Genomic DNA, 13,117 nt, shown 5'->3' on the forward strand with positions numbered 1-13,117 from the left:
ATGGCCCAGGAAAAGCAGATTGAGCTGCAGTTGCTCGAAACAGATGGCGAAGCCTGGATTATGGGCAACCCCACGCTGATCAACACCATGATTCGCTCATTACTGGCCAATGCCATACAGTACGGGCCTGAGAGCAGTGAAGTAACACTCACATTGAGCCCGACTCGCGGTGGGTACCAGCTTACAATCTGCGACCATGGCCCGGGCATACCGGAAGAGGATCGAAACAAGGCGCTCAACCGCTTCGTCCGCCTCGACCAGCGCCAGGGCTCCGGAGCCGGCCTCGGCCTGGCAATCGCCCAGAGAATCACCGAGCGCCACGGCGGCATATTGACACTGGAGGAGCGCTCCGACCGTCGAACGGGGTTATGTGCAGCAGTCTGGCTCCCATCGTCTCCAACATAGGGGCATCACTTCCTGGCTTTAGTCAATTGCTAACAGAGCACCGTTACCCAATGATTGAGACCCAGAGGGAGGTGTAGTCAACGATCCCTACATGGCTCTGTATCGAACTCCAGCTCAACCGTTGTATGTGCCAACTCATACTCGGAAAGGGCGTGAGAAATGGCATGTTTCAACTGTTTCTGGTCTTCAACGCTGTTCAGCTCCCCGGTTCTCAGATGCACGGACAACACATGACGCTCCCCATCTAACGACCAAAGATGCAAATGGTGCAGGTCCTCGACGCCCGGCAACGAACGCAGGGTTTGTTCTACGGACTGCTTCAGCTCAGGACTTGGGGACGCCTGCAGGAACAGTCTGACTGTCTGCCAGAAATTGCGACCCACATTGAACAGAATGAACAACGTAAAGCCGATAGAAAGCAATGGGTCAAGAATCGGCCAATCGACGAACATCAGAATGATCGCTACCACCAGAACGGCGACCCAGCCCAATACGTCTTCCATCAGGTGCCAGTTCAGGACGCGTTCATTCAGCGTCTTGCCCTTGCTGAGCTTGTAGGCGGCAAAACCATTGACGAGTACACCAAAGACCGCCATGCCCAGCATGCCCCCTGCCATCGGCATGGGCGGATCATCGAGTCGGGGAATCGCTTCACTGAGCACCCACACCGAGCCGACAATGAGTACCAACGCGTTTATGAAAGAGCCCAATAAGGAGAAACGACGATACCCGTAGGTGAAACTGGCCGTAGCCTGCTTACTGCTCAACCGGGCCAGCAACCAGGCAAATCCGATAGACAAGGAGTCGCCCAGATCGTGCACTGCATCGGCCATGATGGCAGTACTGTTAGTCAGTACACCACCGACAAACTCAATAATGGTAAAGCCAACGTTCAAGAAAAACGCCCAGCCGATGCGCACACCTTCGCCTCCATGACTGTGACCATGATCGTGCATCTTTACCCTCCCCGCCTCCAAAAATAAGAAATTGCCGGTCGCCCAGGCGACCGGCTCAGGCCTGGATCAAACCACCGAGTCGCCTTCTACTCCATCCTGTATGCGGACGGCACGACGCACGTCGGTCACAAAAATGCGACCATCGCCTCTAAGCCCGGTATGAGCCTCGGTTTTGAGCAGTTCCACCACGTCATCCACCAAGTGATCCTGGCACACAATTTCCAGTTTCACGTGTTCGGAAAATTCCGACGCACCCGCAATCGGGTGCGTTGCACTGCTGTGCGCCTTACTGCGTCCGAACCCTCGAACGTCCGACACGCTCATCCCGGTGATGCCGTCCAGGCGGTGTAGGGCCAACGTCACTGACTCCAGCCTACGTGTCTTTATATAAGCTTTAATCTCTTGCATGGTGTCACCTCAAGATGTTGCCTGGTCGTCGCCATTCACACGATCGGCGAACCAGGGATACAGCGCTGGCAGAATAACCAGCGTGAGAATGGTGGCGGTCACCAAGCCACCGATCACTACCGCCGCCAACGGTCGCTGTACTTCGCTGCCCGTGCCTGTAGCAAACAGCAGGGGCGCCAGGCCCAGTCCGGTGGTGACCGCCGTCATTATGACCGGGCGCAAGCGCGCCATCGCGCCCTGAACGCAGGCTTTCGCCATTGGCACACCATCGCGCACCAACTCATTCAGGTAGCTGACCAATACCAAGCCGTTCTCAAGCGCGATACCGAACAGGGCAATGAAGCCCACGGACGCCGGCACCGATAGGCTCAGCCCCGCCAGCCACAGCGATACAATACCGCCAACCAAGGCCAGAGGAATATTGAGCATGATCAACAGCGCATTGCGCAGAGAACCGAAGTTGGCGTACAGCATGAAAAATACCAGCGTCAGGGTGATCGGCACCACCACCATCAAGCGCTTGTTGGCCTGCTGCTGAAGTTCGAACTGGCCGCCCCACTTCAGGAAATAGCCCGGCGGAAGCTCCACCTGCTCGGCAATCATTCGATCCGCCTCGGCCACATAGGAGCCAATATCCCGGTCCCGGACGTTGGCCTGAATGGTGATAAAGCGCTGGTTGTTTTCCCGGGTAACCTGTCGTGGACCAACCACCTCTTCCACTCTGGCGAGCTCGCTGAGAGGAATCTGCTGGCCCTGTTCGTTGCGAACTTTCAGATCCCGAATCACTTCCGTTCGGTCTCTTGAGGACTCTTTCAGGCGCACATAGATATCAAACCGACGGATACCCTCGAACACCTGACCGGCGCTGTCCCCGCCAATGGCGATACTGATGGTTTCCTGTACATCCAATACATTCAGGTTATAGCGGGCAATGGCTTCCCGGTCCAGTTCGATGCGAACCTGGGGTGTGCCTCCCACCTGGTCCTTCTGCACGTCTTCCCCACCAGAGACCTGACGCATCACCTCGGCAATTTCCGTGGCTTTCTGATCCAGAACACTCAGATCATCCCCAAAGAGCTTGGCGGCCAGCTCGGCTTTTGTCCCGGTAAGTAACTCATCCACCGCTGCGGCAATGGGCTGGGTAAAATTGAACTTGGTGCCGGGGAAGTCTTCAAACTCGGCGCTCATTGCGGAGTATAGGCCATCGAGTGTTTCCGCCGTCTGCCACTGCTCCTTGGGTTTGAGTCCGACAAAGATCTCCGCGCTGTTTACCGGGTCGGCATGCGCACCGACTTCACCGCGGCCGATCCGGGTCACGACCTGAGTCACTTCCGGGAAACGCTCCAGCAACTGACGTTCAAACAGCGTCATGGACTGTTTGGCCTTATCCAGCGAGATGGAGGGCGCCATAGTGGCCCGAATCAGCAGATCCCCCTCGTTGAATCGAGGCACAAACTCGGAGCCAAGACGAGGCCCAACAGCTACACCGACGGCAAGTACCAGTCCCGCGATGGTCACCCCAATCCAGCGGCGTCGGATAACGCCCTGCAATAGCGGTCGGTAACCACGGGCGACAAAGCCAATCAAACCACTGGGCTCGTCTGAAGCCTGTTCTGACTTCGGGCGGCGCATGATCAAAGAGGCCACCACCGGAGCCACCACCAGAGCAAAAATCAGCGAGCCCACCATGGCCAGAGAGACCGTGTACGCCAGCGGCCGGAAGGTGGCCCCTTCCACCCCCTGCAAGCTGAACAGGGGCAGGAACACCACAATAATGATGCTGATGGCAAAGAGTATGGGCCGCGCTACCGCCTGACTGGCCCGCGCCACTATGTGCAGGCGCGACTCATCCGCGGAGGACTCGCGCAACAGTCGGTCGATGTTCTCGACCACCACTACGGCGCCGTCCACCATCATGCCGATGGCGATGGCCAGACCACCCAGGGACATCAGGTTTGCGGAGATACCAAACCATTTCATGGCAATCAACGCCAGGCACACCGAGAACGGAATGGACAGCGCCACTACCAGGCTAGGTCGCCAGCCCCCCATAAAGGCGAGCAACACGATCGCGACCAAAGCAATACCCTGAAGCAACGCATTGGTGACGGTGGAAACGGCGGCCTTGACCAGTTGCGCCTGGTCGTAATAGGGGCTGACTTCAACCCCTTCCGGCAAGTTAGCGTTGATGGTCGCCAACTCCTCTTTCACTGCACCGATCACATTGGAGGTGTTGGCACCAATCAGCTTTAACACCATCCCCACCACGGCTTCGCCTTCGCCATCCTTGGTGGTCAACCCGCGACGGATTTCACCACCAATGGCCAGTTCGCCCAGCTGATGCAGATAGACGGGTATACCATCAACGCTTTTGACCACGATGTTGCGAAGGTCATCAAGATCTTTTGCCAGACCGACAGAGCGAACAATGAATTGCTCGTCATTCTGGATAATAAACTGGGCACCGGCATTGGCATTGTTTGCTTCGATCCGGCGTTTGATCTGCGGCAAGGAAATGTCGTACTGCAACAGCGCCTGCGGATCGATACGCACCTGAAACTGCTTGACGTTACCGCCAATGGACAGCACTTCAGTCACGCCCTTGACCGTCTGCAGGGTGAACTTGACAATCCAGTCCTGAATTTCACGCATTTCGGTGCGGCTGTACTCACCACTGGTATCTTCCAGCACATAGAACAGAATCTGTCCCAGACCGGTGGTAATCGGCCCCATGACCGGTTCACCAAACCCGTTCGGAATGGCCTCTCTGGCCTGTTGCAGCCGTTCGCTGACCAGTTGTCGGGCGAAATAGATGTCCGTGCCGTCCTCGAAATAGATGTTCACCACCGACAGGCCAAAGTTCGACACTGACCGAACATGGTCCAGTTTGGGCAAGCCGTTCATGGCGCTTTCCAGGGGGTAGGTCACATACTTTTCCACCTCTTCCGGCGCGAGCCCTTCGGTCTCTACAAACACCTGTACCAACGAAGGTGAAATGTCCGGGTAGGCATCCACCGGCAGACTCCGATAGGCGGCATAGCCACCAATCACCGTGGCCAGGGCCATCACCACCACCAGCAGCCGGTTTTGCAACGCCGCTCGAATAATCGCTTGCATAAAAACCTCCGCGTGCTAGTGGTTGTGGCCCGATTCGAATTCACTCTTGAGCAAATCCGCTTTCAGCGTGAAACCGCCTTTTGCGACGTATTGTTCACCGGAAGCGAGACCGGACCGGATGACCACCTGGTCCCGATCTTTTGCACCCAGAGTGACGGGCCGGGGGTGCCAACGCTCACCCTCCCGTACAAAAACCACCTCGCGGCCCTGATATTCGATGACCGCCGTATGAGGCACCACCACCTCGGCCTGTGTCTCGGCCAGCGTCACCTCAGCCTCAATAAACATGCCGGGACGCCATTGGCCGGACGTGTTATCAAGATATACCCGGGCCAGGCCGGTGCGTAGCTGTTCGCTGACCATGGGATCGAGATAATCGATTCGGGCGTTGACCGGTTCGGGACCGAACGCCGTGCTAAGGCGCACCGGCTGACCTGTCTCCACACGCCCAATCTGCCGTGGGTAGAGCGCAATATCGACCCAGAGCGTGGAAAGGTCCGCCACAACGAACGCGGCGTCGGTGGGTTGAATCTGTTCGCCCAGTGTTGCGGAGCGATCAATGACCGTGCCGCGAATCAGGGACTTGAGCGGAAAGCGCTGCAGGGTCTGGGAGCTCTCGCCAACCGCGAGGGTATCGCCGGCCGAAACGGAATCACCAATCCGGGCACTGACATCAACAATCTGGGCCGGGTAACGAGGGCTAACCTGAGCCACCGCTTCTTTGTTCAGGCGAACTTCTCCTGGCAGAGACACGGTCTGACTTACTTTTCCGGGGCCTGCAACTTTCACTTCTCCACCCAACGCCCGGAGCGTTTCGGGATCAACCGAGGCTCCTTGCTCTTCGTGGCCTTCATGCCCGCCATGCTCCTCGTGGGCTCCTCCGCCCGCTTCATTATGGGCTTCTTCCCCTTCTCCATGGGCTTGGTGATCAGATTCCCGCTCACCGTGGTTTTCCTCCTCACCGTGGCCCTCGTGCTCGCCGTGCTTTTCTTCGTTATGGGTTTCTCCTTCCTGCGCTTGTTCGTGCTCGTGATCGTTGTGTTCGGTTTGCTGAGCCTGTGCATTGATGCTGACCCCGGACAAGGGCAGCGCGATACTGATCATAAAAATCCAGACGGATGCTAACGGCTTCATGATTCACCTGCTTGTTCTTTAGTAAAACGGGTTTCGGGTTCGTAGGGTTCACTGACCCCTTCTATTGAGTCGGGAGTCAGACTCCATTGCCCGGTCAACCCCGTGCCAGTCAGTTGTTCGAGAGTCACCAGCGTCTGGTGGAAGTTGATGGCCGCCTTGAGCGCATCGCGCTCTACCGCCAGGCGCTCTTGCCGGGCATCCACCAACTCCAGGTAGGTATAGAGCCCTTCCTGATAGCCACGGCGAATGCTCTCAAGGGCGGCGCGCGCGGAAGGCAATGCCTCCCCTCGCAGGCGAAGCGCCGTGTTACGGAACACTTCCAGCTCCTGGTACAACCGCTGGATTCGGGCCATCAATTGCACCCGAGTTGCTTTCTCTTCCAGTGCCAGTTGCTCGTACTCGGCCTGACGGGCCCGGACTTCGCCCTGGTTTCGATCGCTGACGCCGAGCGGCATGGACAGGCTCAGGGTAAAGGCGTGGTCGTCGGTTTCCCGCACCTGCCTGACGCCGACCCCAACTCGAAGGTCCTGCCGGCCACGGGCCCGGGCCAACTGCAATTCCGCTTCGCGCAGTCGCCGTTCGGTGATATAGCGGGACAGCTGTGGAGAATCTTCCAGGTGACGGCGTACTCGGCTGAATTCCGGCAACGCCACCAGGTCGTAAAGTGCGGCGCTAACCCGCTCGAAATCCGGTTCGGTCTCGCCCCACTGCGCGGCGAGCTCGACTCGGGCCGACGCCAACTGCTGCTGGGCCGACTCAAGGGCCAGCTCCGCCCGAGTGACCGCAATGGCCGAACGCTGAAGAGACGCATCGCTGGTGGTTCCTGCCTGGACACGCCGCTGGATGGTTTCCCGGCTTTCCCGCGCCAACGCCAAAGAGAGCTCGGCCAGTTGGATGTCTTCCTGGGCTTCCGCGACACTCAGATAGCGACGTACCGTTTCCGCCAGGACCTGCCAGCGAACCTGACGGTACTCACTATCAACCAGGTCAGTGCGATAGCGTGCAACGTCTTCCCGCTGGCCGCGTTTACCTCCCAGCTCGATCAGTTGACTCAGCACCAGCGAGGTTTCGGCCGAACCGGTACCGCTAAAACGGCCACTGCCGCCAATATTTTCCACCTCCACGGCCAGCTCCGGGTTGGGCCTCAAGCCCGCCTGAAGTTCACGGGCTTCTGCCGCTCGGCGACGATAAGGAAACTGCGCCAACTCGGGGTGTCGCTCCAGGGTATAAGCCAAGGCCTCATTCAAGGACAGAGGCTTTGGCGCCGCTCCCGCGGGCACAGCGGTCGAGGCCCACAGGAGCGCAATAAGCCCAAATAGCCCCCTCCGCCTTGACGGAAGGGTGAATAGAGAGAGAAACATGTGTTACCTGCCTGATGGTTCAGAAATAGACACGGGCCGACTCATGCCGGGCCAATCGTCGGGCCGACAAGTCATCGCTTGATCACTAAGGTGTCAAATCAGGCTATGGGAGGTGGCACATCGGGTGCCATAAAGAACTGCGGAGGTAGGGGCAAGTGCTCCGCCTGCCAGCGGTGGCCGATCGGTCGGAGGGAGCCAAAATCACCATTGGCGACAAAGAACAGATGAGCGTGGGCGTGACAGCTGTGGGCGTGAACGCAGCTTCCACCCGGAGGATGAGAATGCTCGGAGTGAGAGTGTTCTGAGTGATCGGCATCGACGGCGCTATCCGCATCCGCGATCTGCTCCAATGCCGTTGCATCTCCCATCACCAACTCATGCCAGTCCGCAGCGAACACCAGGTTCGCGACAGCCACCAACATCAGAAACAGGATCAGGGAGCTTCTCTTCATGGCATGGAGTCTACCTGCTAACGACCAAGGACGACAAGCACTCCACACGGTCAATAGCTCATTGCACGCCACTCAATGACGGGCAAAGTGCCGATCAGACATGGTTGAACAGCGCCTGCACGTTCTGTGCGCTCTGTTCGTACAGCCGAACCAGGGTTCGGTTGACGGTAGACAGGTCTTGTTTCATCGCCAGGCGGCGCTCCAGCCGCTCTATGACATCGACCACCTTTCCAAGACCGCCTTCTCGGGTCAACGCGGCGGCTTTCACATCACTGGAAATATCCAGCGCATCCAGAAACGTCGGCAGATCAACGCCCAGCATCACATCCGCCCCGGACAGCAGCCCGGCCAGGAACGCCCGACCGGAATCCAGCGGTTTACCCCGGTAGTATTCAGACAGCGCGGCGCAGGCCTGGGCACGCACCAGAATCAACCGCACCTTTTCCGGCGAGCCACCCTGCAGGGAAGAAATCAGCAATACCCAACGACGGATCGCCAGGATGCCCATGCGCATGACCACCTCTTTGAGCGAGCTGACTTCCTGGCGGGTTTTGTAAAGGGGGCTGTTGACGATCCGGATCAGACTCACCGACAGCATCGGATCTTCGGACAATACCTGGGTGATACGATCAATATCGGGTTCAAGTGCGTACAGAAGTCCGATCAGGCGGGCGACATTCAATGCGGCGGGGCTGAGTTTCTTTCCGTGAATGATTTTCGGGCGGGCAAAGAAGTAGCCCTGAAACAGATCGAAACCAGCGGCATAGAAACGTTGATGATCTTCGGGTGTTTCAATTCGCTCGGCCAGCCAGCGCACCGGGTAGTGGGATAACTGTTTGCGGTAGGTGAGGGCCTGATGAAAGGGGGTTTTCTCCACATCCACTTTGATGATGGAAGACATGCGCAACAGGGGTTCCCACTCGGGTTTGAACTCAAAATCGTCCAGCGCAAAACTGAAGCCGCGCTGGTGCCAACGCCGAACCGCTTCGATCACTTCCGCGTCCGGGTCGATCCTCTCTACCAGCTCCACCACGACCCGACCCGGGTCGATGGGCAGAAACGCACCGGAACACAAAAAGCTGCGGGACACGTTAATAAAAGCCGGGGCCTGATAGCGCTTGATCTGATCGCTGACGCCCGTACAGAAGTTGAACAACAGTTCGTTGGTCGCGTTGCGCTCACCGACATCAAAGGCGGTCTGGCCCTCGTCGTTTCGATACAGCAGCTCCACACCGGCCACTGCATTCTCTCGGTCGTATATGGGCTGTGCTGCCAGAAGAACATTCAGTTCACTGTCGGAATCGTCTGCCGGCAAGTCGGGGCCATTCGCCATTGGGAAACTCTAATGTAATTGTTGTCTTGACGATGTGAGTATACGTGCCAGACAGACCCCTGTCGCCCCGGTGTCGGTAAGTTTAACAGGGGCACCCTCGAGGTGCCCCGGACCACCCAACGCGACTAAATCGTCAAGGTGATCTTGCCAAAGTGTTGGCCCGACTGTTCATACTGAAAGGCGTCAGCGATATCTTCCAGAGCAAATGATCGGTCAATCACCGGCTTGAAGCTGAGCACTTCCAGTGCGCGCACCATCGCTTGCTGATCCGCACGACTGCCGACAATCAGCCCCTGAATTCGAGCCTGCTTTGCCATTAGGCGAGCGGTCGGAATATCGCCCGCCACGCCGGTCAACACCCCGATCAATGCGATGTGTCCGCCAATTGCCACCGCGTTGATCGATTGCGGCAAGGTGCCGGGGCCGCCCACTTCGATGATGTGGTCGGCGCCGTAACCATCGGTGAGCTTGCGCACCGTTTTGCCCCACTCGGGATCGTTCTGGTAGTTGATCACATGATCGGCACCGAGGGCTTTGAGCTTTTCCAGCTTGGCATCGGAGGACGACGTGGCAATCACCTGCGCCCCCATGGCCTTGGCCATCTGCACCGCAAAGATCGATACCCCACCGGTGCCCAGGGTGAGCACCGTCGCGCCCGCTTTCAGGCCACCATCGACGACCAGAGCCCGCCAGGCGGTGAGGCCGGCGGTGGTCAGGGTCGCCGCTTCTTCGTGGCTATAGCCTTTCGGGGACAGGGTGAAATAGTGTACCGGGCGCACGACCGACTCCCGGGCATAGCCATCAATGCCGTCACCGGGGGTAGTGGAGAAATCACCGATACGGGGTGGGCCCGACAACCATTGGGGGAAGAAGGTGGACACCACATGATCGCCCGGTTGGAACTCGGTGACCTCCGGCCCCACGGCATCCACCACCCCCGCGCCGTCGGACATGGGGATACGGTTGTCCTCGGTGGGGATGATGCCGGTGACCACGCTCAGGTCATGAAAGTTGAGGGAGCTGGCGTGCAGACGCACGCGGATTTCCCCCGGACCGGGTTCACCCGGCTCCGGGCGGTTTTGAAGCTCCAGAGATTCGAGGGTGGCGGGGTTGCGTACCGCAATGGTTTTCATGGGGCACTCCTTCGAGGTGAAACGAATGATCCCAGTGTAGCTTATGGGGAGGTGGGTGTGGTTGGGGGATGGTGCAGGCGTTGGGTGACGGCGGATGCGGCCTTTGGCCTTATCCGCCCTACGCCTGGCTCCGAGGTACCCGTAGGGCGGATAAGTGCGAAGCACGCATCCGCCGTTACCGTAAGTGAACCTACGCCGTAGCCACTTCGGCTTTCGCCGTTGCCGCCGCATCATCTTCCTCTTCCACCGAACTGCGAATCAGATGATCAAAGGCACTCAACGCCGCCGTCGCACCGGCACCCATGGAAATCACGATCTGCTTGTACGGCACGGTGGTGGCATCCCCCGCGGCAAACACGCCGGGCATGGAAGTCGCACCGCGGGCGTCGATCTCGATTTCACCAAAGCGGTTCAACGCCAGGTCGCTGCCCTTGAGCCATTCAGTATTGGGCACCAGGCCAATCTGGACAAACACCCCGGCCAACTCAATGGTCTGGCTCGCGCCGGTCAGGCGATCGGTGTAAGTGATGCCGTTGACCTTGTTGCCATCGCCGTTGATCTCGGTGGTCTGGGCGCTGGTAATGATGGTGACATTCGGCATGGATCGCGCCTTGCGTTGCAACACGTCATCCGCTTTGAGCGTGTCGGCATATTCGAACACGGTCACATGCTCGACAATGCCTGCGAGATCAATCGCCGCCTCGACACCAGAGTTACCGCCGCCAATCACCCCGACATGCTTGCCTTTAAAGAAGGGGCCATCACAGTGCGGGCAGTAAGCGACGCCCTTGTTGCGGTACTTGGCTTCGCCGGGCACGCCCAGCTCGCGCCAACGGGCACCGGTGGCCAGCACCACGGATTTGCTCGACAGAGTCGCGCCGCTTTCCAGTTCCAGGTCAATCATCTTGTGCCGGGCGATGCTCGCCGCACGCTGTTCGGTGATGATGTCCACGCCGTATTCCTTGACGTGCTGCTCCAACCCGGCGGACAGTTTCGGACCCTCGGTATAGGGCACCGAGATAAAGTTTTCAATGCCCATGGTATCCATCACTTGGCCACCAAAACGCTCGGCCAACAGGGCGGTGCGCACGCCCTTGCGCGCGGCGTATACGGCCGCGGCGGCACCGGCGGGGCCACCACCGACAATCAATACATCATAGGGATCTCGCTCACTCAGCGCGGCGGCCTTCCGGTCGGCCGCACCGGTGTCCAGCTTATTGACGATCTCTTCCAGGGTCATGCGGCCCTGACCAAAGTGTTCGCCGTTCAGATAAACGGCGGGCACCGCCATCACTTGGCGCTCTTCCACTTCCTGTTGAAACAGACCACCGTCGATCATCTCGTGGGTGATATTCGGATTCAGGGTCGCCATCAGGTTCAGGGCCTGAACCACATCCGGGCAGTTCTGGCAGGACAGGGAAATGTAGGTTTCAAAATGGAATTCGCCTTCCAACTGACGCACCTGCTCCAACACCTCCGGGTCGGCCTTGGACGGATGACCGCCCGCCTGAAGCAGCGCCAGTACCAGCGAACTGAATTCGTGCCCCATGGGAATACCCGCGAAGCTGACGCGGGGTTCTTCACCGGCGGGGGCAATCGCCATGGCCGGACGGCGCTTGCCGTTACCGGGTTTCTGTTCAATTTTGGCGGACAACTCGGCGATTTCACTCGCCAGACTCTCCAGCTCGGAAGACTTGGGGGTTTCATTACCGGACACACGAATCTCGATCGGATTGACGATCTTCTGCAAATAGGTGTCCAGTTGCTGTTTCAGCGTTGCATCCAACATCGGTGTGTCCTTAAAAATTCGGTCTAACGGATTCGTTAAAAAAGGGCCCATCCGAAGATGGGCCTAAGGCGTGATTAAGCAATGAACGGGTCGGGATTAAATCTTGCCGACCAGGTCCAGTGACGGAGCCAGTGTCTCCTCACCTTCTTTCCACTTGGCGGGGCAGACTTCGCCCGGGTGAGCGGCGATGTACTGGGCGGCTTTGATCTTGCGCAGCAGCTCGGACGCATCGCGGCCGATACCACCCGCCGTGATCTCCACGATCTGGATCTTGCCCTGAGGGTCGACCACAAAGGTACCGCGATCGGCGATGCCTTCCTCTTCAATCAGCACGTTGAAGTTGCGGCTGATCTGACCGGTCGGGTCCGCAATCATCGGAAACTGGAGCTTACCGATGGTTTCGGAGGAGTCGTGCCACGCCTTGTGGGTGAAGTGGGTATCGGTGGACACCGAGTAGATCTCGACACCCAGCTTCTGGAATTCAGCGTAGTTGTCCGCCAGGTCGCCCAGCTCGGTGGGGCATACAAAAGTGAAGTCGGCGGGGTAAAAGAAGAATACGGCCCACTTACCCTTCGCATCTTCGTCAGTGACTTTTACGAACTCACCGTTGTGGTAAGCATGGGCACTGAAGGGTTTCAGGTCGGATTCAATATAGCGAGACATGCAAAGTTCCTCGTTGAGTGGATTTAAGGGAAAACCTAATACGAGGCTTATGCTATTAAAAAATATCTTTTAATAGAAGTTCTATATATCAATGAGTGTGATAGCTATTGGCAATATGGGTTTAATAGTTAATAAATATGGCTTTGTGTCGCCCTGGTTACGGCGGATGCGCTGCGCTTATCCGCCCTACGCGACCTGCCGTGCTACCCGCATTCTGCGCGGCCATGTAACCTGCCGAAGTTGGCGTAGGGCGGATAAGGGCGAAGCCCGCATCCGCCGTAACCACACGTTGGGCAACCACGAACAAGCCTTCAACTCCGAAAAACATCCGACCACCCTACCCCCATCGGCTGACTCCCCTTCAAA

11 protein-coding genes are annotated in these 13,117 nt (G+C 58.2%); 1 reads left to right on the forward strand and 10 read right to left on the reverse strand.

Annotation, left to right across the window (positions count from 1 at the left end; translation table 11 throughout):
• Window positions 1–405 (forward strand): sensor histidine kinase (locus B3520_RS08205; protein ID WP_286875846.1); only part of this gene is annotated, 405 nt, incomplete at its 5' end.
• Window positions 406–482: 77 nt separating this feature from the next.
• Here B3520_RS08205 and B3520_RS08210 read toward each other — a convergent pair.
• From B3520_RS08210 to ahpC, 10 genes are all read right to left on the reverse strand, one after another.
• A complete protein-coding gene (locus tag B3520_RS08210) occupies window positions 483–1,361 on the reverse strand; it encodes a cation diffusion facilitator family transporter (RefSeq protein WP_286807650.1) in 879 nt (292 codons plus the stop codon).
• A gap of 66 nt (window positions 1,362–1,427) precedes the next feature.
• On the reverse strand, window positions 1,428–1,769 hold the full coding sequence (locus B3520_RS08215) for a P-II family nitrogen regulator (RefSeq protein ID WP_024461489.1): 342 nt from the start codon (window positions 1,767–1,769) through the stop codon (window positions 1,428–1,430).
• A 9-nt stretch (window positions 1,770–1,778) separates the two neighbouring features.
• On the reverse strand, window positions 1,779–4,886 hold the full coding sequence (locus B3520_RS08220; protein ID WP_286875848.1) for an efflux RND transporter permease subunit: 3,108 nt from the start codon (window positions 4,884–4,886) through the stop codon (window positions 1,779–1,781).
• 15 nt (window positions 4,887–4,901) lie between these two features.
• Window positions 4,902–6,020: an efflux RND transporter periplasmic adaptor subunit gene (locus B3520_RS08225; RefSeq protein WP_286875849.1), complete on the reverse strand. Its 1,119-nt coding sequence runs from the start codon at window positions 6,018–6,020 to the stop codon at window positions 4,902–4,904.
• A complete protein-coding gene (locus B3520_RS08230; protein WP_286807748.1) occupies window positions 6,017–7,255 on the reverse strand; it encodes a TolC family protein in 1,239 nt (412 codons plus the stop codon). The genes B3520_RS08225 and B3520_RS08230 overlap by 4 nt, the downstream gene beginning before the upstream one ends.
• A 224-nt stretch (window positions 7,256–7,479) precedes the next feature.
• Window positions 7,480–7,833 (reverse strand): hypothetical protein, encoded by a 354-nt coding sequence (locus tag B3520_RS08235; protein WP_123638516.1) that lies wholly within the window; start codon window positions 7,831–7,833, stop codon window positions 7,480–7,482.
• Between the two features lie 94 nt (window positions 7,834–7,927).
• Window positions 7,928–9,166, reverse strand: a complete 1,239-nt coding sequence (locus B3520_RS08240; protein WP_286807747.1) for an EAL and HDOD domain-containing protein — start codon at window positions 9,164–9,166, stop codon at window positions 7,928–7,930.
• Between the two features lie 125 nt (window positions 9,167–9,291).
• Entirely contained in the window at window positions 9,292–10,299 is a 1,008-nt protein-coding gene (locus B3520_RS08245; protein WP_286807746.1) for a zinc-dependent alcohol dehydrogenase family protein, read from the reverse strand.
• 190 nt (window positions 10,300–10,489) lie between these two features.
• Window positions 10,490–12,088, reverse strand: coding sequence for an alkyl hydroperoxide reductase subunit F (gene ahpF, locus B3520_RS08250; protein ID WP_286807745.1), 1,599 nt, complete (start codon window positions 12,086–12,088; stop codon window positions 10,490–10,492).
• Window positions 12,089–12,184: 96 nt separating this feature from the next.
• Window positions 12,185–12,751, reverse strand: coding sequence for an alkyl hydroperoxide reductase subunit C (gene ahpC / locus B3520_RS08255; protein WP_123638521.1), 567 nt, complete (start codon window positions 12,749–12,751; stop codon window positions 12,185–12,187).
• Window positions 12,752–13,117: the final 366 nt, after the last annotated feature.

The organism is Marinimicrobium sp. UBA4509 (assembly GCF_002388575.1).
In the GTDB taxonomy this organism is placed as follows: Bacteria; Pseudomonadota; Gammaproteobacteria; order Pseudomonadales; family Cellvibrionaceae; genus Marinimicrobium; species Marinimicrobium koreense.

What these genes read in the sequence shown, in the direction of transcription:
- B3520_RS08210 (WP_286807650.1), bottom strand. Translation starts at nt 1,361, where the DNA reads ATGCACGATCATGGTCACAGTCATGGAGGCGAAGGTGTGCGCATCGGC.
- B3520_RS08215 (WP_024461489.1), bottom strand. Translation starts at nt 1,769, where the DNA reads ATGCAAGAGATTAAAGCTTATATAAAGACACGTAGGCTGGAGTCAGTG.
- B3520_RS08220 (WP_286875848.1), bottom strand. Translation starts at nt 4,886, where the DNA reads ATGCAAGCGATTATTCGAGCGGCGTTGCAAAACCGGCTGCTGGTGGTG.
- B3520_RS08225 (WP_286875849.1), bottom strand. Translation starts at nt 6,020, where the DNA reads ATGAAGCCGTTAGCATCCGTCTGGATTTTTATGATCAGTATCGCGCTG.
- B3520_RS08235 (WP_123638516.1), bottom strand. Translation starts at nt 7,833, where the DNA reads ATGAAGAGAAGCTCCCTGATCCTGTTTCTGATGTTGGTGGCTGTCGCG.
- B3520_RS08240 (WP_286807747.1), bottom strand. Translation starts at nt 9,166, where the DNA reads ATGGCGAATGGCCCCGACTTGCCGGCAGACGATTCCGACAGTGAACTG.
- B3520_RS08245 (WP_286807746.1), bottom strand. Translation starts at nt 10,299, where the DNA reads ATGAAAACCATTGCGGTACGCAACCCCGCCACCCTCGAATCTCTGGAG.
- ahpF (WP_286807745.1), bottom strand. Translation starts at nt 12,088, where the DNA reads ATGTTGGATGCAACGCTGAAACAGCAACTGGACACCTATTTGCAGAAG.
- ahpC (WP_123638521.1), bottom strand. Translation starts at nt 12,751, where the DNA reads ATGTCTCGCTATATTGAATCCGACCTGAAACCCTTCAGTGCCCATGCT.